This is a genomic window from Mariniflexile sp. (assembly GCF_052728615.1).
Map to the genome: position 1 here is coordinate 25,308 of NZ_JBFVFE010000020.1, position 22,574 is coordinate 47,881.

Annotated in this window: 21 protein-coding genes; 12 read left to right on the forward strand and 9 right to left on the reverse strand. The window is 36.2% G+C overall.

Annotation, left to right across the window (positions count from 1 at the left end; all coding sequences use genetic code 11):
• Positions 1-87: 87 nt before the first annotated feature.
• From hisS to rpsF, 5 genes are all read right to left on the reverse strand, one after another.
• Positions 88-1,758: a histidine--tRNA ligase gene (gene hisS / locus ACU1LP_RS09415; RefSeq protein ID WP_445734486.1), complete on the reverse strand. Its 1,671-nt coding sequence runs from the start codon at positions 1,756-1,758 to the stop codon at positions 88-90.
• Between the two features lie 327 nt (positions 1,759-2,085).
• A complete protein-coding gene (locus ACU1LP_RS09420) occupies positions 2,086-2,556 on the reverse strand; it encodes a DUF6495 family protein (protein WP_445734485.1) in 471 nt (156 codons plus the stop codon).
• 176 nt (positions 2,557-2,732) lie between these two features.
• Complete coding sequence (rplI, locus tag ACU1LP_RS09425) at positions 2,733-3,185, reverse strand: 50S ribosomal protein L9 (protein ID WP_445734484.1); 453 nt, start codon at positions 3,183-3,185, stop codon at positions 2,733-2,735.
• Positions 3,186-3,198: 13 nt separating this feature from the next.
• Complete coding sequence (gene rpsR, locus ACU1LP_RS09430; protein ID WP_445731981.1) at positions 3,199-3,498, reverse strand: 30S ribosomal protein S18; 300 nt, start codon at positions 3,496-3,498, stop codon at positions 3,199-3,201.
• A gap of 2 nt (positions 3,499-3,500) precedes the next feature.
• Positions 3,501-3,839 (reverse strand): 30S ribosomal protein S6, encoded by a 339-nt coding sequence (rpsF, locus tag ACU1LP_RS09435; protein WP_445731980.1) that lies wholly within the window; start codon positions 3,837-3,839, stop codon positions 3,501-3,503.
• 210 nt (positions 3,840-4,049) lie between these two features.
• On the opposite strand from rpsF, the gene ACU1LP_RS09440 reads away from it, so the two are divergent.
• Positions 4,050-4,745, forward strand: coding sequence for a LytR/AlgR family response regulator transcription factor (locus ACU1LP_RS09440; protein ID WP_445731979.1), 696 nt, complete (start codon positions 4,050-4,052; stop codon positions 4,743-4,745).
• 118 nt (positions 4,746-4,863) lie between these two features.
• Here the strand turns inward: ACU1LP_RS09440 and priA are convergent, their stop codons facing one another.
• From priA to nadC, 3 genes are all read right to left on the reverse strand, one after another.
• Entirely contained in the window at positions 4,864-7,314 is a 2,451-nt protein-coding gene (priA, locus tag ACU1LP_RS09445; RefSeq protein WP_445731978.1) for a replication restart helicase PriA, read from the reverse strand.
• Positions 7,315-7,317: 3 nt separating this feature from the next.
• The gene (locus ACU1LP_RS09450; protein WP_445731977.1) at positions 7,318-8,259 is read right to left on the reverse strand and encodes a YihY/virulence factor BrkB family protein; all 942 of its coding nucleotides are present in this window, start codon (positions 8,257-8,259) and stop codon (positions 7,318-7,320) included.
• 253 nt (positions 8,260-8,512) lie between these two features.
• Positions 8,513-9,373: a carboxylating nicotinate-nucleotide diphosphorylase gene (gene nadC / locus ACU1LP_RS09455; RefSeq protein ID WP_445731976.1), complete on the reverse strand. Its 861-nt coding sequence runs from the start codon at positions 9,371-9,373 to the stop codon at positions 8,513-8,515.
• A 127-nt stretch (positions 9,374-9,500) separates the two neighbouring features.
• On the opposite strand from nadC, the gene rlmH reads away from it, so the two are divergent.
• Positions 9,501-9,974, forward strand: a complete 474-nt coding sequence (rlmH, locus tag ACU1LP_RS09460) for a 23S rRNA (pseudouridine(1915)-N(3))-methyltransferase RlmH (RefSeq protein WP_445731975.1) — start codon at positions 9,501-9,503, stop codon at positions 9,972-9,974.
• 34 nt (positions 9,975-10,008) lie between these two features.
• Here the strand turns inward: rlmH and hpf are convergent, their stop codons facing one another.
• Positions 10,009-10,308, reverse strand: a complete 300-nt coding sequence (gene hpf / locus ACU1LP_RS09465) for a ribosome hibernation-promoting factor, HPF/YfiA family (protein ID WP_445731974.1) — start codon at positions 10,306-10,308, stop codon at positions 10,009-10,011.
• Between the two features lie 203 nt (positions 10,309-10,511).
• On the opposite strand from hpf, the gene ACU1LP_RS09470 reads away from it, so the two are divergent.
• From ACU1LP_RS09470 to ACU1LP_RS09515, 10 genes are all read left to right on the forward strand, one after another.
• On the forward strand, positions 10,512-11,090 hold the full coding sequence (locus tag ACU1LP_RS09470; protein ID WP_445731973.1) for a non-canonical purine NTP diphosphatase: 579 nt from the start codon (positions 10,512-10,514) through the stop codon (positions 11,088-11,090).
• Between the two features lie 63 nt (positions 11,091-11,153).
• Positions 11,154-13,373 (forward strand): RelA/SpoT family protein, encoded by a 2,220-nt coding sequence (locus ACU1LP_RS09475; RefSeq protein WP_445731972.1) that lies wholly within the window; start codon positions 11,154-11,156, stop codon positions 13,371-13,373.
• Positions 13,374-13,399: 26 nt separating this feature from the next.
• Positions 13,400-13,867 carry a Fur family transcriptional regulator gene (locus tag ACU1LP_RS09480; protein ID WP_445731971.1) on the forward strand — a complete coding sequence of 156 codons (468 nt, stop codon included), beginning with the start codon at positions 13,400-13,402 and terminating at the stop codon, positions 13,865-13,867.
• Positions 13,868-13,888: 21 nt separating this feature from the next.
• The gene (locus ACU1LP_RS09485; protein WP_445736144.1) at positions 13,889-15,172 is read left to right on the forward strand and encodes an adenylosuccinate synthase; all 1,284 of its coding nucleotides are present in this window, start codon (positions 13,889-13,891) and stop codon (positions 15,170-15,172) included.
• A 162-nt stretch (positions 15,173-15,334) separates the two neighbouring features.
• A complete protein-coding gene (locus ACU1LP_RS09490; protein ID WP_445736145.1) occupies positions 15,335-17,026 on the forward strand; it encodes an OstA-like protein in 1,692 nt (563 codons plus the stop codon).
• On the forward strand, positions 17,023-18,204 hold the full coding sequence (locus ACU1LP_RS09495) for an aspartate aminotransferase family protein (protein WP_445736146.1): 1,182 nt from the start codon (positions 17,023-17,025) through the stop codon (positions 18,202-18,204). Before ACU1LP_RS09490 ends, ACU1LP_RS09495 begins: the two co-directional genes overlap by 4 nt.
• A gap of 159 nt (positions 18,205-18,363) precedes the next feature.
• Positions 18,364-19,752, forward strand: a complete 1,389-nt coding sequence (locus tag ACU1LP_RS09500; protein ID WP_445736147.1) for a tetratricopeptide repeat protein — start codon at positions 18,364-18,366, stop codon at positions 19,750-19,752.
• A gap of 52 nt (positions 19,753-19,804) precedes the next feature.
• On the forward strand, positions 19,805-20,725 hold the full coding sequence (locus ACU1LP_RS09505) for a DUF368 domain-containing protein (RefSeq protein WP_445736148.1): 921 nt from the start codon (positions 19,805-19,807) through the stop codon (positions 20,723-20,725).
• Positions 20,725-21,744 carry a DUF368 domain-containing protein gene (locus tag ACU1LP_RS09510; RefSeq protein ID WP_445733168.1) on the forward strand — a complete coding sequence of 340 codons (1,020 nt, stop codon included), beginning with the start codon at positions 20,725-20,727 and terminating at the stop codon, positions 21,742-21,744. Before ACU1LP_RS09505 ends, ACU1LP_RS09510 begins: the two co-directional genes overlap by 1 nt.
• A complete protein-coding gene (locus ACU1LP_RS09515; RefSeq protein WP_445736149.1) occupies positions 21,737-22,477 on the forward strand; it encodes a shikimate dehydrogenase family protein in 741 nt (246 codons plus the stop codon). Before ACU1LP_RS09510 ends, ACU1LP_RS09515 begins: the two co-directional genes overlap by 8 nt.
• Positions 22,478-22,574: the final 97 nt, after the last annotated feature.

Genomic DNA, 22,574 nt, shown 5'->3' on the forward strand with positions numbered 1-22,574 from the left:
GTAGCCCCAAATCTACCATCAATTTTTGACGCTTTTTAACGGAGTCCTAACGTGATAATTAGGACTCTTTTATTTGAATTGGTTTATCTATTTTATATGGTTTATCAATTCTGCAAGAGGTATTTTAAACTGCTCCCCAGAAACCATATTTTTCAGTGTATAACTATTGGATTTTATTTCCTCCTCACCTACTAAAACCACAAACGGAATGTTACGTTTGTTGGCATGGTTCATTTGTTTTTTCATTTTGTCCGCCTCAGGATATAATTCCGTATTAATGCCTTCGGAACGCAGTTGTTTAATAGCTTTTAAACAAAACAGCGCTTCTTTATCGCCAAAATTAATAAACAAAACATCCACGTTTTTATTGACTGTTTCCGGGAACAGGCCTAATTCTTCCAAAACCAAATAAATACGATCCAATCCAAAGCTAATACCAACACCACTTAGAACATCTTTCATCCCAAAAATACTAGTTAAATCGTCATATCTACCACCGCCACCAATAGAACCCATCTGCACGGTTTTTGGTGCAGCTACCTCAAAAATGGCACCAGTGTAGTAATTTAAACCACGTGCTAAAGTAACATCCAGTTGTAAAGTAGCGGTTGTTAAGCCTAATTCTGAAATGGCTTCATTTATAAACGCTAATTCTTCAATCCCTTTTTTGCCTTCTTTGGAAGTTGATAAAATTCCTTTTAAAGATTCAATTTGCGATTCAAACGAACCTGACAGCGTGAATAAAGGTTGTAATTTTGAAATTCCAGCTTCTGAAATACCTTTACTTAGCATTTCTTCTTTTACCTTGTCCTCGCCTATTTTATCAAGTTTATCCAAAGCGACCGTAAAATCTATTAATTTGTCTGAAGCTCCAATAACTTCAGCAATTCCAGAAAGTATTTTTCGGTTATTTATTTTAATGGTAACACCTTCCAATTTTAAAGCTGAAAAAACGGTGTCGTACAACTGTATAAACTCCACTTCTTGCCAAAGCGATGTACTACCAACCACATCGGCATCACATTGGTAAAACTCCCTAAAACGACCTTTTTGAGGTCTATCGGCGCGCCAAACAGGTTGTATTTGGTAGCGTTTAAAGGGGAATTCTATTTCGTTTTGGTGTTGTACTACGTAGCGTGCAAAAGGGACTGTTAGGTCGTAGCGGAGGGCTTTTTCGGAGATATAATCACTCATGTATTTAGGAGCTAAATTCAAACTAAATCCTCCTAAAACGGTCATCGTCAAATACGACAACGTATCATTATCTGCTAACTTTAATTTTTCAACCTCACCCTGTCTTATTATGTGTAAATCAATAAAATACCATATATCATTAGCTAATTGATTAAAATTAGTCTTACTTTCTTCTAATTTTATTTTTTTCTCTTTCAAAAATATTTTGGGATACTCTTTTAGAAAATTATCTTTAAAAGCATCAGTGCTTTCTTCTGAAAAATCATTAACTTCTTTTAAATAAAGTTGAAAATTGAATAAAATGGTTTTAATAGATTCAACTAAAGAAATATTGAACATACTTAAAAATTCTCCAGAATTCAAAATCTTAAAAATCAATCGATCCCCTTCATCGCCATATTTCCCCATTAAGGTTTCAGAATTCTCAAAACTTGGTGTTTCAATAGGTTGAAAACCAAAAGTTTCGAAAGCACCACGAATGGTATTGAAAATATAGTTTCGCTTTGCTACTTCTTGTGGGTTAAAATCTCTGGTTCCTTTCGGGATGCTTGGTTTTTGAGCCATATTTAACTACCTGCGAAAGCAGGTATCTTTTTTTATTGATTTTTTCATTTCTACTTTAGCAGAAATGCAAAAATAATAGTTTTAAATGATAAAAGATTAACTTCGTTGAATCTTCGATTTCCTGCCTGCGCAGGAATGGAGCAAAAATAATTAATGAAAACGTTATTGCGAGCTTTTTCATTAGAAAAACACAAAGCCTTAACAATATTCACAAACTGATGTTGCTATTTTTTTGTCGCGCAAAGGCGCAAAGGCGCAAAGGCGCAAAGTTAAACTGAAAACTGCGACTGAAAACTGCGACTGCGACTGAAAACTGCGACTCCTTTCCTAATTTATCAACCCATCAAAATACTTAAATAAATCGCCTTTGGTAATGGCAGCACCTTGTTCAATCATTTTAAACTTGTCTAGGTTTTTATCGTCGCTATAAGGTTTATCGGCTTGTAAAAACTCCACACTTTCGTCCATTAAATTTTCGCGCAGCCAATTGTAACCGTCTTTTGTGGTGATATCAACTTTATCATTTTTTACGTTTACAACAATGGCTTTCATTTTTTTATCCCCCAAACGGAATAAATAGATATGTTGTGCCGAAAAATGTTCTAAATATTTTGCTTTGTTTAAAACGCCTTCCCAAATTAAATCGCTAAATACATCCAGTTCCATTTCTGCCAGTTCGGGTTTATTGGTTTTCAAATTGGCCCATTCATCGGCAGTAATGGATTGTGTTGCCAAAAAGTTTATAAACTCTTGGTGTAATGCTTCAAATTGCTCTTTTGTAAGTCTTGAATATTTCATATTACCTTATTAATCTCCCTATTTCGACTGCGCTCAACACAAGCTCCAGGGAGAAATTACTTAAAGTTAAACCTTGTTCTTAAAGACCTGACAGGTTTTAAAAACCTGTCAGGTCTAAAAAAAATAACAAAAAAGCCCCAACACAGTTGAGGCTTCATTTTTATACTATGTTGAAATTACTCAGCAGCTTGTTGTGCTATTACTTCAAAATCCAAATCAAACGTTACATCTCTGTGTAAACGTACTGTGGCAGTATATTTACCTGTACGTTTAATGGTTGTAACCGTAATAAATTTTTTATCGATAGGCTGACCTTCTTTTTCCAAAGCGGCAGCTACATCCATATTATTTACAGAACCAAATAATTTCTCGCCTGCTCCTACTTTTGCTGCTATTTTAATTTCCAAAGCTTTTATGGCCTCAGCAATTTTGTTAGCCTCATCAACTATTTTCTTTTCTTTATAAGCTCTTTGCTTTAAGTTTTCCGCCAATACTTTTTTAGCGGAAATTGTAGCCATAACAGCTTGTCCTTGAGGAATTAAAAAATTTCTACCATAACCGTTCTTAACCGTTACAACATCGTCTTTAAATCCTAAATTTTCAACGTCTTGTTTTAATATAAGTTCCATTGTTATCGGTATTTTATTTTAATAAATCGGCTACGTAAGGCATCAAAGCTAAATGACGTGCTCTTTTTACGGCCACGGACACTTTTCTTTGAAACTTTAACGAAGTCCCTGTTAAACGTCTTGGTAAAATTTTACCTTGCTCATTTACAAACCTCAATAACCAGTCTGCATCTTTATAATCTACATACTTGATTCCTGACTTTTTAAAACGACAGTATTTCTTTTGTTTGTTGGTATCAATGTTAAGCGGCGTTAAATATCTAATTTCCCCGTCTTTTTTCCCTTTGGATTGTTGTTCTATTGATGTAGCCATGGTTACGCTTTTGCTTTAAGTTTAACTCTTCTTCTCTCTGCCCAAGAAATAGCATGCTTATCCAACGAAACCGTTAAATAACGCATAAAACGCTCATCACGTCTAAACTCTACTTCTAAAGTATTAACTACTTCACCCGGAACGGTGTACTCAAAAAGGTGATAAAAACCACTTTTCTTGTTTTGAATTGGATATGCTAATTTTTTTAGCCCCCAATCTTCTTTCGCTACCATCTTAGCTCCGTTAGAAACAAGAAAATCTTCGTATTTCTTTACTGTTTCCTTTATCTGATCTTCAGATAAAACGGGATTTAAGATGAAAACAGTTTCATAATGATTCATAAAAATCGTGTTTATTGTTAAAAATTGGGTGCAAAAATAGTTAATAAATACATAGTACACAACTAAATTTCATTGTAATTTTGTGCTATATTTGTACTTAAGTCAAAATGTTAATATTTTGTTAAATTAAACAGTTTAACGATGTTTTTTGGTTTTTAGCCGAATTTTTTGTACTATTGTCGATATCTTAACCGAAATAATATAAATGTTATGACTTTAAACTGTGTAGTAGTAGACGATTCAGCAATACAGCGTCTCTCTATTGTTAAGTTAGTCGAGAATCACCCCGGTCTCAACTTAATTGCAGAGTACAGTAGTGCTTTAGAAACCAAAAATGGTTTAAACACACACCAAGTAGATTTAATCTTTTTAGACATTGAAATGCCAGTGCTAAACGGATTTGAACTTTTGGATGTATTAAACAACAAACCCCAAATTATTTTTGTAACCGGTAAAACAGAGTATGCTTTTAAAGCATTTAACTATGATGCTACCGATTATTTACACAAACCAATTACAAGGGAACGTTTTAATACCGCTGTAGACAAAGCCTTGGAGCAGCACAAATTGACACAAGATTTTAACGAAGAAGAAGGTGAACACATCTTTGTTAAAAGCAATCTTAAAAAACGTAAAGTTTTTATAAAAGATATCAAGTGGATTGAAGCTCTTGGCGACTACGTGAAATTAGTGACGGAAGAAAACAGCTTAGTAGTACTTTCTACTATGAAATCTTTTGAAAAAGAATTACCGGAAAATAAGTTTTTGAGAATTCACAAATCCTATATTGTTAATCTGGATAAAATTGACAGGTTTAACAGTAAAAATGTTGAAGTTGGCGCTTATGAAATTCCTTTAAGTAGGAACAAAAAAACGCAACTGGTTGATGCTTTAAATAATATTTAAACTGAATGTTTTGTCAAACTGAACTTGTTTCAGTTTCTTTTATTTATCAATTGTTAACAGTATGAGATCCTGACCTTCGTCAGGATATTGAAATAGAAATTTGTTAGCAAATTTTATTTCAATAGTTATCGACATTTAAAATTACTTTAACCGACCGAAAATCTTTTATACTTAAGAAGCTATTATTTATTTTAATGATGGCTTCTTTTGTTTTTGATAAGGATTGGTTTTTAGGAATCTTTACCAATATATTTTTATGGAACTGATTTCTGATTCTAGCAATTGGTGGCGATTCGGGTCCTAAAACAAAATCCCCAAACACGTTCCTCAACGATTTTGCATACCAAATAGAAGCCGTATCAACCTTTACATAATCCTTGTGTTTTAAAGTGATTTTGATTTGCTTGAAAACGGGCGGATATTTATAGTTATAGCGATCGTTCATCTGTTCATTGAACATTTCGATATAATTATTGGTAGAAACTTGTTGCAAAATGGTGTGCAGTGGATTGTACGTTTGAATCAACACTTTACCACGTTCCTCGGTGCGTCCTGCCCTACCCGATACTTGTAACATCAATTGAAAACTGCGTTCGTGAGCTCTAAAATCCGGAAAGTTTAGCATATTATCCGCATTCATAATACCTACCAGTTTTACGTTTCTAAAATCCAAGCCTTTGGTCAGCATTTGTGTACCGACCAAAATATCGATTTCCTGCTGTTCCAAAGCCGTTATTATTTTTTCGTAACCATATTTGCCACGTGTGGTATCCAAATCCATTCGTGCTACTTTATAATCTGGGAACAACACTTTCACTTCTTGTTCAATTTGTTCGGTTCCAAAACCTTTACTGTCCAATTCCGGACTCCCACAAGCAGCACAATTTTTAGGCATCATTTCAGCATATCCGCAATAATGGCAACGCAATTGGTCGCGATACTGATGGTAGGTTAAGCTGACATCACAGTTAGGGCATTGTGGTGCATGCCCGCAAGTGTTACATTCCACTATGGGCGAAAACCCACGTCTATTTTGAAACAGGATTATTTGATGGCCGTCTCGCAACGTTTGAGCCATTTCTTCCAAAAGGCGATCGCTAAAATGCCCTTTCATCAACTTTTTTTTCTGCTTCTCCTTAATATCCACCAACTCAATATCAGGCATCAAAACATCGTTAAATCGTTTGGTTATTTCAACAAACCCATACTTATTCTGTTTGGCGTTAAAATAACTTTCCAAACTTGGGGTTGCCGACCCTAAAAGGGTTTTTGCTTGGTGCATCTGTGCCAATACAATAGCGGTATCGCGCGCATGGTAGCGCGGTGCGGGATCAAATTGTTTGAACGATTGCTCATGCTCTTCATCCACGATGATCAATCCCAAATGGTCGAACGGCAAAAATATGGAGGAGCGTGCGCCTAAAACTATTTGCGCTTTCGCGGAATTATTCAAAACATTATTCCAAACCTCAACACGTTCGTACGATGAGTATTTGGAATGAAACACCGATACCTGCTCCCCAAAATAATTTTGCAATCTCGTAATCAATTGGGCTGTTAAGGCTATTTCGGGCAATAAATACAAAACCTGCTGCCCTTTATTCAAAGCATCTTCAATAAGTTTTACATACACCTCGGTTTTACCCGAAGAAGTCACCCCATGTAGCAATACAACGGATTGCTCCTTAAATGACTCTTTTATCTCTGTTAAAGCCTTTTTTTGATAGTCGTTGAGGTTTTTTGAATCTTCATTATCATCTCCAGAATATTGAACCCTATCCGTTTGGATAAAATATTCTTCAAGAATGCCTTTATCAATCAATGATTTTATAATGGAAACCGAAGCGTCACTATCTTTTGATAAATCGGAAACCCTTACGGGCTTTTTCGTTGTTGCCGAAACAGAGAACAAGGTTAAAATAACCTGATGCTGCTTGGGTGCCCTACTTAAATCTTCCAGCAATTTTTGAAGCGCAGTTTGGGATGAAAAACGGGCATGCAGTTTCACATAGCGCACCAACTTTGGCTTGTATTTTTCATATACTTCTTCTTCAACGGAAATAACACCTTTTTCTATTAATCGTTTGATTACAGGAAGTACATTTTTTTTGTCAAGGATATTGGCAATATCATGGATTTTTAAAGAGGGTTGGTGCTGCAGTGCTTCATAGACCAAAAACTCGTCGTCTTCCAACATGGATTCATCGATGGTTTTCGTGTTTTTTGTGATGATGGTTTCGCTTTCCAACAAAAAGGCATTTGGTAACGCAGCACGCATTACATCGCCTACGGTACACATATAATAATGGGCTATCCATTGCCATAATTGCAATTGCTTTTCATTTACAAGAGGCCCTTCATCTAAAATCTGGTGGATTTCCTTCGCTTCATACGCCGTTGGTGGATTGGTATGGATTTGCGCAACAATACCCGTGTATATTTTCGATTTTCCAAAAGGCACCGCAACACGCATCCCCGTTTTTAAAAAATGGGATTCGGCGGGTGTTATACTATAAGTAAATAACTTTTGAAGCGGAATGGGCACGATAACATCTATAAAGTATGGCATAAATCAACCCCTTTTACGCAATTTATACAAAGACGCATTTAGCTCATACCCTAAAAGTAAAATGTTGGAATTGAGCCATAAGTAAAACATAAGGATCAAGAGCGCTCCAATGGACCCGTATAGTTTATTGTACTGACCGAAATTTTCGATATAAATACCAAATAAAACAGACAATATCATGATTAAAATGGTAGTAAACGTAGCGCCCACTGAAAAGAACCTGGAATGCTTTCCTTCCTTAGTGCCAAAATAGTACATGGTGGCGGTTGCTACATATACCACAAATACAAAAAACACATACTTAACCACATTAAACCAAAACACACTTTGCGCATCCACATTATAGCCTTGGCTGTGCAATGTATCCAGTAGCTTTTGCACCACATATATTTGGAAATACCCTAATACCGCTATGGTTATGATTAGCAAAAACGACAGTATCAAGGCAACACCCAAAGCGTATAAATATTGTTTAAAGACGGTTCTGGACAATTGTTCGTGGTAGGAGTTCCCAAATCCTGAAAACAGGGCATTAACACCGTTTGCCATAAGTATAATAGACAGCACAAATACGGATGACAACAACCCGCCGCGTTGGGAATTATCAATACCTTCAAAAATACTATCAAAAAAGAAATCGGACGTGCTTGATGGTAAAAACGATTCCAAAAACCTTAAAAATTCAATTTTAAAATCGTCTATCGGCACATAGGGAATAACAATCAATACAAACAGTAAAAAAGGAAACAATGCCATAAAAAAGCTAAACGCAATGGCACTTGCGCGGGTTGTTAAAGCGCCTTTTACAATACCTGTAACATAAAGTTCCAATAAATCGTAAAATGACAAACCCTCAAGACCGGGTAATTTTAATCGCTTTAAAAAACGCACCAAGACATTTATAACTGGAATTTTATCGAGTTTTTCTTCAAGGGGTTTTGTCATTAATAATTCGCATTAATATTCATAGCAAAGTTTAGTACATGACAGAAATTTAGAATAGAAATATAGACTACAAACATTTACCATATTACGGCTTTTTCGTTACATAGACCTCACAGGTTTTCAAAACCTGTGAGGTCTTGGTTATCCTAAAAATTGTGAGAAAATTATTTTCTGGCATATATTTAAAGCAAAGTTATTAAAATTAAACGTGCTAAAAGTGTAAAAGAAGATTATAAAGAGATAAAATTTTAAACTATTTTATGGCTTTTAAACTTAAATCCATATTGTGAACGGAATGCGTTAATGCTCCACAAGAAATATAGTTTACGCCACATTCGGCATAATGCCTTATGGTTTCTTCATTAATGTTTCCAGAAGATTCCGTAAGGCAGGTATCGCCAATCATTTTAACTGCTTTCTTGGTGTCTTCATAATCAAAATTATCAAGTAATATTCTATAGATACCATCGTTTTGTAAAATTTCCCCAACTTCTGTCAAATTTCTGGCTTCCACCATAATTTTTAGATCCTTGCCCGTTTTCTTTAGGTATTCTTGACTCAATTCTATGGCTTTGGTAATACCGCCAGCAAAATCAATATGGTTGTCTTTCAGCATGATCATATCATAGAGCGCAAAGCGGTGGTTTTCGCCGCCTCCAATTATTACCGCCCATTTTTCCAGCACACGAATACCGGGAGTTGTTTTTCTGGTATCCAAAATTTTGGTTTTGGTACCTTCCAACAAATCTACAAACATTCTGGTTTTAGTGGCAATGGCGCTCATACGCTGCATGGCGTTAAGCACCGTGCGTTCGGCTTTTAGAATAGATTGTGAAGAACCTTCAACGTACATCACAATGTCTCCATAAGTAACTTCAGAGCCATCTTCTATCAATACCTCCAACTTTAAATTTTTATCCACGTAGGCAAAAACCTTTTTCGCAAAATTAACACCGCCAATAATGCCTTTGTCTTTTACCAATAGTTTTGCCTTGCCTCGTGCGTTATCGGGTATACAAGCTAATGAACTGTGATCGCCGTCGCCTACATCTTCCCGAATGGCATTAATGATTATCGACTTCACTTCTTGGTCGAACTGCTCTTGTGTTATCATATTAAAGGTTGATTTGACACAAAAATAATAAATTGATTGACTTTATTTAACATTACAATTGCGAATTTTATGATTTTTCCATATTTAAATTCATTATTCATAATTACTAAATGCTAATTTTGCCATTATGACCATCAAACTTATTGCCATAGGAAAAACGGATAACAATGATTTACAATCGTTAATGGATGATTACACCAAGCGATTGGGCTTTTATATCAAGTTCTCAATGGATATTGTTCCGGATATTAAGAACGCCAAAAATTTAAGCGAGGAACAACAGAAACAAAAAGAGGGCGAACTTATTTTGAACAAGTTGAACACTGCCGATATTTTAATTTTACTGGATGAAAACGGCAAACAATACGATTCCGTGAATTTTTCTGAATATTTACAAAAACACATGAATTCCGGTATTAAACAGTTGGTTTTTGCTATTGGTGGCCCTTATGGGTTTTCCAAAGATGTATATGAAAAAGCGAATGGGAAAGTATCATTATCAAAAATGACATTTTCCCATCAAATGATTCGATTGTTTTTTATTGAACAACTTTACCGGGGCTTTACTATTTTACGGAATGAACCTTATCACCATAAATAAAAATTCTGAATTCAGAATTCTGAATTCTAAATTATTAGTGTGTTTTATAAACTTCTTTGCGTTTTTTAAGTTGGCGTTCCAAATCGCTGATCGTCTCCCTAACCGCTACTTCAAAATTCCGTTCGTTGGAGGTCGCGAAGATTCTCGGTCCCGGTAAGCTCAATTCTATATTACATATTTTGCCTGTTTCATGATGGTGCTCTTCTTGTTTAAAGTATACGGTTGCACTTATTAAAAATTCATATTTATCAAAAAGCTTCCCTAATTTTTCTTCTGTGAAAGCGGAAAGCGTTTCACTTACATCTACATCTACGTATTGAAAATTTACTGTCATAATTATATCTTTTATTAAAATTAATATGAGGTGTAAGTTACATTTTTTAGCACATATTAAAACTAACAAGCATCATAAAAAAAACTTAATTATTTTAATGACCACTATTTTCCAGACAGAAAATTAACAGCGGAAATTAGAAATCAAACTCTTAGAATTTAATTTTGTTTATCGTAATTTTGAAAATATATTTTTGAAAAACCATGGAATTAGTTTTTGCCACCAACAACCTGAACAAACTCAAAGAAGTTCAAGCACTCATCCCAAAACACATTAAACTAGTAACGCTTAATGAAATAGGTTGTTTGGACGACATCCCCGAAACCCAAAACACTATTGAAGGTAACGCCATTGAAAAATCCATTTACATAAAAGAAAATTATGGCTATGATTGTTTTGCCGATGATACCGGACTGGAAGTTGAAGCTTTAGGTGGCGACCCTGGAGTTTTTTCGGCACGTTATGCCGGCGAGCAACGAAATGCCGATGACAACATGGACAAATTACTGAACCAATTACAGAACAAAAACACCAGAAACGCCCAATTTAAAACGGTCATCTCTTTACAACTTAACAACAAACAACATACGTTTACTGGTATTTGCAAAGGGGAAATTACCGAAACAAAACAGGGCGACCAAGGTTTTGGTTACGACCCCATTTTTAAACCCGAAGGCCATAAAAAAACATTTGCCCAAATGGATTTAGAACTTAAGAACAGCATTGGCCATCGGGGTAAAGCAGTTTCACAATTAGTGGCTTTTTTGAATTCTTTAGTTTAAAAAATCATTATAAAAATCCAAAACACTATTGGTGGTTAATATTCTTTATGCTACTTTTAAATCATGACAGAGGAAGATATAGAAAAAGAGAACGCAGCCATTACCAAAGCCTACAAAGAGTTATTAAAAGTTAGTTACACAACCCTGACTAACGACGATAAAAAACTAATAAGAAGAGCTTTTGAAGTTGCCGTGGATGGCCATAAGGACCAGCGCAGAAAATCGGGGGAAGCTTACATTTTCCACCCCATTGCTGTTGCTAAGATTGTGGCGCAGGAAATTGGTTTGGATGCCACATCCATTGCGGCGGCATTACTCCATGATGTGGTGGAGGACAGCCCTAATTACGAAATAAAGGATATTGAAAACCTCTTTGGCAAAACCGTTGCCACCATTGTAGATGGACTCACAAAAATATCATCGTTAAGCAAGGAAAAAGACATGAACGTGTCTTTGCAAGCAGAAAATATTCGTAAAATGTTGCTGACGCTTAATGACGATGTAAGGGTTATTATCATCAAGATTGCCGATCGCCTCCATAACATGCAAACCATGGATGCGATGAAACTTGATAAACAAGAAAAAATAGCCTCCGAAACTTTATACATTTATTCGCCTTTAGCGCACCGCATCGGGCTTTACAATATTAAAACCAAACTAGAAGATTTAGCGTTAAAGTACACCGAACCCCATGTTTACAACGATATTTTAAACAAAATAAAGGAAAGCAAAGAAGAGCAAGACCTTTATATATCGCAGTTTAGTGAGGTTATAAAAAACTCATTGGATAAAGAAAATTTAAAATACACCATAAAAGGACGCCCAAAATCCATTTTTTCCATCAGGCGGAAAATGCTAAAGCAAGGGGTTTCGTTTGATGAAGTTTATGATAAGTTTGCCGTAAGGATCATTTATGAAAGTGTGCCTGCCACCGAAAAGTTTTTGGCTTGGAAAATTTACTCCATAGTAACCGATCATTTTAGGCCCAACCCTATTAGATTGCGTGATTGGATTTCCTCACCAAAATCCACCGGTTATGAAGCCCTACACATTACGGTTATGGGTCCAAAAGGACGTTGGGTTGAAGTACAGATACGCAGTGAACGTATGAACGAAATTGCCGAAAAAGGCTATGCTGCCCATTATAAATACAAGGAAGCAGGCGAGAAAGAAGATAGCTTGGAAGACTGGATCAACAGACTGCAAGAGGCACTGGAAAACCCAGAGACCAACGCCGTAGATTTTGTCGAGCAGTTTAAACTCAATTTATATTCCAAGGAAATTTTTGTTTTTACGCCCGCCGGGGAACTAAAATCGCTCCCTAAAGGTGCGACCCCATTGGATTTTGCATTTCACATCCATACCGAAGTAGGCATGAAAACCCGTGGTGCCAAGGTAAATGGAAAACTGGTAACCTTAAGCCACATCCTGCAAAGTGGCGACCAGGTAGATATATTAACATCAGAAGCCGCAAAACCAAACCCCAACTGGTTGGACTATGCTACCACGGCAAGGGCAAGAAGTAAAATAAAAAACGCCTTAAAAGAAGATAAAAAACGCCTTGGTGAAGAAGGCAAGGAAATACTCAGACGAAAATTAAAGCAGTTAAAAATAACGCTCAATGAGGCATCAACAAACGAATTGGTTACTTTTTTCAAGCTAAAAACCAGTTTGGATTTGTTTTACAGAGTGGGTATTGGCACCATAGACAATAACATGCTTAAGGATTATGCGTCTTCCAGGAGCAATGCTTTAATGACTTATATCAAAAGCAAAATCACCAGAAAATCAAATGCCAAAATAGAGGATCTTGATAAAGAAGAAATCACCGTTAATTTTGATTCGCTTGTTTTTGGTAAAGAAGAAGAGAAACTAGATTTTAAATTGGCAAATTGTTGCAATCCCATTCCTGGTGATGAGGTTTTTGGCTTTTTAACGGTTTCCGAAGGTATCAAAGTGCATAAAAAAAACTGCCCAAACGCATTGAGTTTACAATCTAATTATGCGTACAGAATTATGCCCGCAAAATGGATAGATTCAACACAACAGGAGTTTTTGGTACAAATTATCGTATCGGGCATAGACCAAATTGGATTGGTGAACGATATTACCAAAATCATTTCCGAAAACATGCATGTGAACATGAAAAGCTTAAGTTTTGAAAGTGATGGCGGGTTGTTTTCGGGAAAAATGAATGTGGTTGTAAAAAACAATACACTCATAAAAAAGCTCATTGAAAAACTTAAAAAAATTAATGGGATAGATAAGGTTATTAGAGTGTAAAAAATGTGTAAATTTGCGACGAAATCATGACCGAGAACGCAGAAACAAAAAACCAAGAGATAGTAAAAAATGTTTTTACTAACTTTTTAGAAAACAACGGACACCGCAAAACGCCCGAACGTTACGCTATACTGCAAGAAATTTACAATAATAAAGAACACTTCGATATAGAATCACTATATCTAAGCATGAAAAACAAAAAATATCGTGTGTCGCGGGCTACACTTTATAATACCATAGAATTACTTCTTGACTGTAAATTGGTCAGAAAACACCAATTCGGACAAAACCAAGCACATTACGAAAAATCATATTTTGATAGGCAACACGACCACGTTATTTTAACCGATACGGGGGAGGTCATTGAGTTTTGCGACCCAAGGATCCAATCCATCAAAAAAACAATCGAAGAAGTTTTCGATATTGAAATTAATAATCATTCGTTATATTTCTACGGAAATAGAAAATCTCCCGATAGCCATCGGGACAAATAACTTCAAATAATATATTTTACAATGGCAGTAGATTTACTACTTGGATTACAATGGGGAGACGAAGGCAAAGGGAAAATTGTTGACGTACTTACCAAAAACTACGATATTATAGCACGTTTTCAAGGAGGCCCCAATGCGGGTCATACCCTTGTTTTCAACGGAAAAAAGCATGTTTTGCACACCATCCCATCAGGAATTTTCCATGATGGCACTACCAATTTGGTAGGTAATGGCGTGGTTATAGACCCCGTTATTTTTAAAGGGGAACTGGACAAACTTGAAGCCCAAAATGTAGATTACAGAAAGTCTTTGGTTATTTCGCGTAAGGCACACATTATTTTACCTACCCATCGTTTACTGGATGCTGCCAGTGAAGCTTCTAAAGGAAAGGCTAAAATTGGTTCTACCCTAAAAGGCATTGGACCAACTTATATGGATAAAACGGGCAGAAACGGGATCCGTGTGGGCGATTTGGAATTAGCCGATTGGAAAGAACGTTACAGGACTTTGGCAGATAAGCATGAATCGATGATCGATTTTTACGATTCTAAAATTGAATACAATCTAGAAGAGCTTGAAACTGAATTTTTCAAGGCCATTGAAGTACTGAAATCGCTTAAATTTATCGATTCAGAAGAGTATATTTACCAAGCACAAAAATCTGGCAAAACCATTCTTGCGGAAGGCGCTCAAGGGTCGTTGTTGGATATCGATTTCGGAACCTATCCGTATGTTACCTCTAGCAACACCACCGCTGCGGGTGCTTGTACAGGGTTGGGTGTAGCGCCAAATCAAATTGGTGATGTTTTCGGAATTTTCAAAGCGTACACCACGCGTGTAGGTTCCGGTCCATTCCCTACCGAACTGTTTGATGAAGATGGTGCCACCATGAGCCGTGTGGGTCAGGAATTTGGCGCCACTACAGGCAGACCAAGACGTTGTGGTTGGTTAGATTTAGTGGCATTAAAATACGCGTGCCAAGTTAATGGCGTTACCCAATTGATGATGATGAAAGGCGATGTGCTTTCTGGTTTTAAAACCCTAAAAGTATGTACCGCTTACAAATATAAAGGCGAGGTTATCTATCATTTCCCCTATAATATTGAACCGGAAAATGTAGAACCTATTTACACAGAAGTTGATGGTTGGGCAGAAGATTTAACACAAATGTCTAAAGGTTCTCAAATGCCAAAGGCATTGAATGAATACATAGAGTTTTTAGAAAAAGAACTTGAAATCCCGATTACGATTGTTTCCGTGGGACCGGATAGAAAACAGACTATTTTTAGGAAACAACGCGTTTAACCCACAAACAACTAACTATTTTAAAAACGCTCCAAAATTAATTTCGGAGCGTTTTTTGTTCCAAAACAATTAAACATTATAATTATCGTTATTTTTGCGACAAACTTTTAGAATTTGAAAAGACAACCCATATACTTTACTCTTCTGCTTTTCCTTTTTTCAATGGCTATTCGAGCACAAGAAAAAAAGAAAATTGAAATTCAATATGCTGGTCGGTTAAACGTTGATGAGCAAACCTATCCTGGTGCTAAGGTTTTAACACGTGATGAATCGCAACAAGTACACATCACCCAAGGCAGCATTAATATGTGGAGCGATAAAGCCATTTATTACAGTGGTGAAAATTTTATTGAAGCTTATGGCAATGTGAAACTGATTGAAGGCGACACCATTCACATGACCTCAAAATATATTGAGTACAGCGGCATTACACAATTGGCATTCGCAAGTGGTAACGTTGTTCTAAAAGACCCAAATTCCACCATTACATCCGATACCCTATATTATGATCGCGTTAAACAACAGGCTTTTTATAAAAGTGGTGGTACCGTTGTTAAAGATACGTCTGGCACCATTACAAGTAAAATAGGAAGGTATTTCATGCAACAAAAAAAATACCAATTTGTTGATGATGTGGTTTTGGTAAATAAAGATGCAACTATCAATTCCAATTTTTTCGATTTTTTTTCTGATACGGGTTATGCCTATTTATACGGCCCTTCAACCATAACCACCACAGAAAGCAAGACTTACACCGAAAAAGGCTTTTACGATACCAAAAATAAAAACGGTTACGCCGTTAAAAATTCTAAAATACATTACGATAACCGCATCATAGTAGGTGATAGTTTATATTTTGACGATGCCCAAAAATTTGCATCGGCAACCAACAATATCAAAATAACCGATACCATAAACCAGAGTATTGGCAAAGGGCATTATGCGGAAGTTTACAAAGCAAAAGACTCTTTATTTATTACAAAACGCGCTTTGGTAGCAACCAAGCAACAAAACGATTCCATTTACATGCACGCCGATAAGATAATGGTTACTGGCAAACCTGAAAATCGTATTGTGCGGGCTTATTACAATGCTAAGATATATAAGTCGGATATCAGTGGGAAAGCAGATTCCATTCACTCCAACCAACAAACCGGATTGACACAATTGATTAATTTACAACGCTTTTCATCCGCAGATAAATTCTCAAAAAAAAGAAGGCCGATTTTGTGGAATGTTGAAAACCAAATGACGGGCGACACCATTCACCTCATTTCAAATTCCAAAACGGAAAAATTGGATTCGCTCATTGTTTTCAACAACGCTTTTGTTATTAGCAAAGACACCATAAGTAAAAATGGTTTCAATCAAATTTTTGGTATTAGATTAACAGGTTTATTTAATGATGATAACAAATTAAAACAAGTGAACATCGTTAAAAATGCTGAGTCTATTTTTTATGCACGGAATGAAAATCAAGAACTTATAGGCATCGATAAGGCTAAATCAGGGAGTATTTCCATTCTTTTTGACGAAGGGGATATTGAGGAATACACACGATTCAATCAAATTGATGGTAATTTATATCCAGAATCCAAATATCCCGAAAAAGAAAAAATACTAAAAGGTTTTGATTGGCGCGAAGATGAACGCCCACTTAGCGTGGAGGATTTGTTTAAGGATGACGAACCACTGGTTTTACCCATTATTAAAGGTTTGGATGATTACATTCCACAGGACAGTTTTTTTGATGAGGAACTATTGGAACGGGTAAAATTGGCCGGAAAAAACTCGCCTATAAACAAAGCGGCCAGAAATGTGCCTGAAAACGACGGCTTAAACGCAGCGAAATGAAGTCCGATTTCCTTACATATCAAGCACAAACTACCCCCCACCCTTTGTCCTTGGAAGTGTCCCATGCCAAAGGCAGTTATATTTATGACACCAACCATAAAGCCTATTTGGATTTTGTAGCTGGTGTATCGGCAACGCCTCTGGGGCATAACCATCCTAAAGTTATAAACGCCATTAAAGAGCAATTGGATAAGTACCTCCACGTAATGGTTTATGGCGAGTACATCCAAAAACCAGCTGTAGAACTCGCCAAACTATTAGCACAAAACTTACCCGCTACTTTGGAAAGTACGTATTTGGTAAATTCAGGTACCGAAGCCATTGAAGGCGCTTTAAAATTAGCAAAACGGGCCACCGGTAGAAGTGAAATGATTGCGGCCAATAGCGCCTATCACGGAAATACCATGGGTTCTATGAGTGTTATGGGTTTTGAAGAGCGCAAACAGGCATTTAGGCCATTGCTTCCAGATGTGCGTTTTATTACCTTTAATAATGGGGAAGATTTAAACCATATTACCACAAAAACAGCAGGTGTTATTTTAGAGACCATTCAAGGTGGCGCCGGTTTTATTCAACCGGAAAATGGATATTTGGAAAAAGTACGAAAACGTTGTGATGCTGTGGGTGCGCTTTTAATTTTAGATGAAATACAACCTGGTATTGGCAGAACAGGTAAACTTTTTGGTTTTGAAAACTACAACTGCATCCCAGATATTTTGGTTACGGGGAAAGGTTTAGGTGGCGGTATGCCTATTGGTGCTTTTACGGCTTCCAATACATTGATGCATTTATTACAGGACAACCCCAAATTAGGACACATAACAACCTTTGGCGGTCACCCCGTTATTGCTGCTTCGGCATTGGCCACTTTAAAGGAAATTACCGAAAGCGATTTGATGGCGCAAGCTTTGGAAAAAGAACAACTTTTCCGGAAGCTTTTGGTACATCCATTGATTAAGGAAATTCGAGGTATCGGACTCATGTTGGCCATCATAACACCTTCTGAAGAAGTAACAAATTCCTTGATTTTAACCTGCCAACGCCGAGGCTTAATTCTTTTTTGGTTACTTTTCGAACCCACAGCAGTAAGAATTACCCCGCCATTAACCATCTCAAACGATGAAATTATGGAGGGTTGCTCCATTATTATCGAGGTTTTAAATAAAATTAAAAAATAAAAATTAAAGCTCAACTTTCTGATAACCAACAACAAAGCCATTATTATTCTTATTAAAAAAAATGGTGTTCATTACTTTGTTAAAAACATTTGATGAATACGACCGATAAAAAGAAATAGAAGCTTAAATTTAATCAAGTAGAACCTTACAAATGTGCTTATGGAGCTTAGTCATGATGACAACAACGATTTACCATTAACCAAGTTTGAATCGATGCTAAAAACAAATCATGTTTTGTTCTTCGATTCAGAGGAATTTGAAAACATCATTCACCATTATCTAAATCAGGGCAGAATAGCGTTGGCTAAAAAAGCCATAAAATTAGGTTTGGATCAACATCCAGCTTCTATCAATTTAAAACTTTTTAAAGTGGAGGTTTATGTGTTTGAAGACAAGCTTATTGAAGCGGACACTTTATTGAACGAGCTTTATATTTTAGACCCCTTGAATGAAGAAATCTACATACAAAAGGCCAATATATTCTCCAAAAAAGAGGACCACGAACAAGCCATTCAAGTATTAAAAAAAGCTTTGAAGCTTACTGATGATGTGGTTGATCTGTATTCCTTAATTGGTATGGAATATTTGTTTCTGGACCAGTTTGAAGAGGCCAAGGAATACTTCATGAAATGCCTAGAGGAAGATATGGAAGATTATTCGGCACTTTACAATGTTGTTTATTGTTTTGAATTTTTAAACCAAACCGAAGGGGCCATTGAATATTTGAACCTATTTCTAGATAAAAATCCGTATTGCGAAGTGGCATGGCACCAATTGGGCAAGCAATATTACACGCTTAAAAATTATAAAAAAGCATTGGCAGCATTTGATTTTGCCATTATTTCAGACGAGACATTTGTTGGTGCTTACATAGAGCGCGGTAAAGTTTTGGAAAAATTAAAACGTTTTGAAGAAGCCATAGAAAACTACGCCATTACCCTAAAACTGGACGATCCAACATCATTCGCACTATTGCGTATGGGGTTTTGCTACGAAAAATTAAGAAAAGATGATTTAGCGGTCCAATATTTCTACAAAACAGTACATGAAGACCCTTTATTGGACAAAGGCTGGATTGCCATAACACGCTATTACAACAGAAAACGAAATTACCAAAAGGCCTTATATTATATCAATAAAGCCATCAATATTGATTCTGAAAATGTAATCTATTGGAAATTATACTCGCAAATCAATCAGCGTTTAAATTTTTATGAAGAAGCAGAACGCGGTTTTAAAAGAACCCTAGAACTTGGTAATTACGAATTGAACACCTGGCTTTCAAGAGGCGATTTATTGATTAGATTGGGCGAACCGGAAGCTGCTATTTTTAATTTTGAACAAGCCTTGGATTTCTATCCGGAAAATGCTGAAATTGAATACCGCCTTGCGGGTTTAAATTTTGAATTGAATGAAAACGACAAAGGCATCTTCCATTTAAAAAACGGGCTGCGATATAACGAAGAATACGCTTTTATAATAGACGAACTGTTCCCGGAAATAGCGAACAAAATGCTCGTTAAAAATTTGCTAAAAACAAATCAATAGTCAAACGTCAAGCTAAAATCCATACCTTTGGTTTTAGCTTAAAAACCAAACTATGCAACGACGTTTTAAAGACTATGTAATCATTTCTTCCAAAGGTTTGGCCATGGGTGCCGCCGATGCGGTTCCAGGAGTTTCAGGTGGCACCATTGCCTTTATTTCTGGAATTTATGAAGAGTTGGTTTCTACTATCAGCAACATAAATATCTCACTTTTTAAAACCTTATTCAACAAAGGTTTCAAAGCTTTTTGGAAACAGGCCAATGGCAATTTTATTTTAGCCCTATTAAGTGGTATCATCATTAGCTACGTGTCCTTTATGAAACTTGCCAAATACCTGTTGGAAAATGAACCGGTTTTGATATGGTCCTTCTTTTTTGGGCTTATTATAGCCAGTATTTATTTTGTGGGGAAGCAAGTTACACAATGGAGTTTATCCGTTATTATCGCTTTTATTATTGGAACGGGCATTGCATTTTATGTTTCCATGTTGCCCGTGCTTTCAAGTAATGAAAATAGTGCCTTTCTGTTTTTTGCAGGAGCCATCGCTATATGCGCCATGATTTTACCGGGAATTTCCGGGTCTTTTATTTTAATAATTCTTGGAGCGTATAAAACATTAAGCGATGCCATCCATGACATCAACGTTAAGAAAATCGCCCTATTTGCCACTGGCGCCATTGTTGGCTTGCTCAGTTTTAGCCATGTTTTAAAATGGCTTTTTAAAAACTACCACAACATTACCTTGGCATTGCTTACCGGATTTATTTTGGGATCATTGGACAAAGTATGGCCCTGGAAAGAAACCTTGACATGGCACACCGATTCTAAAGGAATAAAGAGTCCGCTGTTGCAGGAAAGTGTCTCGCCTTTTTCATTTCAGGGCGATCATCAACTGGCATTTGCTTTAATTTTAATGTTTCTGGGATTTTTAACTATTTTTATTCTTGAAAAAGTAGGTTCAAAAAAACAATAATGGAAAGCACCAGAACACTAAAGGACAAATTATTTCTTATTCTGAAAGGATTGGGAATGGGTGCTGCCAATAAAGTACCGGGTGTTTCTGGAGGTGTTGTTGCTTTTGTTGCCGGTTTTTATGAAGAATTTATTTATTCGTTACGAAAAGTAAACCGAAAAGCCTTTAACTTGCTTATAAACGGACGCTTTAAAAGTTTTTACAAATACATAAACGGACGTTTTTTGAGTCTGCTGTTTCTGGGAATGGTCGTCAGCTATTTTAGCGTTTCAAAAGTATTGGATTACTTTTTAAAATACTACGAATTGTATATTTGGAGTGTGTTCTTCGGAATGATCATTGGCTCCATTTATTACATCAACAAGGATTTTAAGGATTGGAATTATAGAACCTACACATCGTTGGCCTTAGGCATCCTATTGGGTATAAGTATTAGTTTTTTTAACCCCGCTAAAGAAAACGACAATCTTTGGTTCGTGTTTTTTTGTGGCATTATTAGTGTTTCCGGAATGACGCTTCCGGGGTTTTCCGGCTCGTTCATACTCATTCTCTTGGGAAATTACGTGTTGCTTTTAGTGGATTCCGTGAATGCCTTATACGATACCCTATACGAAATTTTTGGAGGCAATTTCAGTTTTATACATAATGCCCAACGGTTAAGAATGCTCAAGGTTTTAATTGTTTTTACCTTAGGCTCCGTTACGGGTTTGGTTACATTTTCGCATATATTAAGTTATATTTTAAAACATTATAAAAGCATTACGCTTTCGGCCATTATTGGGTTTATTGTTGGGTCTTTGGGTGTGGTATGGCCTTGGAAAACAACTCAGTACAAATTAGCGGCAGATGGTACACACCTATTGGATTCCACAGGAACAAAAGTGGTTTTAAATTATGAACGTTATATGCCGCAACTTAATACCGATACTTATTATGCCATTGCTTTTATTTTCCTCGGAATTGCCATCGTTTTGGCGCTTGAATATTACGGACAAAAAACAAGGACAGTCAATGAATAAATTAGGGCTTTTAGGCAGAAACATATCCTACTCATTTTCAAGAGCATATTTTAAAGAGAAATTTGAAAACGAAAAAATCACGGATACCACTTACGAGAATTTCGATATTGACACGATTGATCTATTTCCTTCCATAATAAAAAACACCAAAAATTTAAAAGGTTTAAATGTTACCATTCCTTATAAGGAAGCTGTTATACCCTTTCTGGATAAAGTTAACAAAAAGGCAAAAGAGATTGGTGCGGTAAACACCATAAAAATTACCAAAAAAGGTAAGTTGGTGGGCTATAACACCGATTGTTATGGTTTTAAAAAAACCTTAAAACCATATTTAAAGCCGCATCATAAAAGCGCATTGATTCTGGGTACTGGCGGTGCGAGTAAAGCCATTGCTTATTCTTTAAAGGAATTGGGCATCCCCTTTCATTATGTGTCCAGAAAACCATCGGATGGTACAAGTTTCACTTATGATGCGCTTTCCGAAGACATTATAAAAAACCATCAAATCATCATAAACAGCACCCCTTTGGGCACTTTTCCGAATGTTGAAGATTGTCCCAATATTCCTTATAGTGCCATTACAGACCACCATATCTTATTCGATTTAATCTACAATCCTGAAGAAACCAAGTTTTTAAGATTGGGCAAGCAACAAAACGCCACAACAATTAATGGACTAAAAATGTTGAAACTACAGGCCGAAAAAGCATGGTCCATTTGGAATCTTCACTAAAACGGCATTAAAATCGTTAAAACCCTTTACAGTACTTTGTAAATAATAGAGTTGTTAGTATCTTTAAAGTCTAAAGTAATGTAACGAACCTTAACAT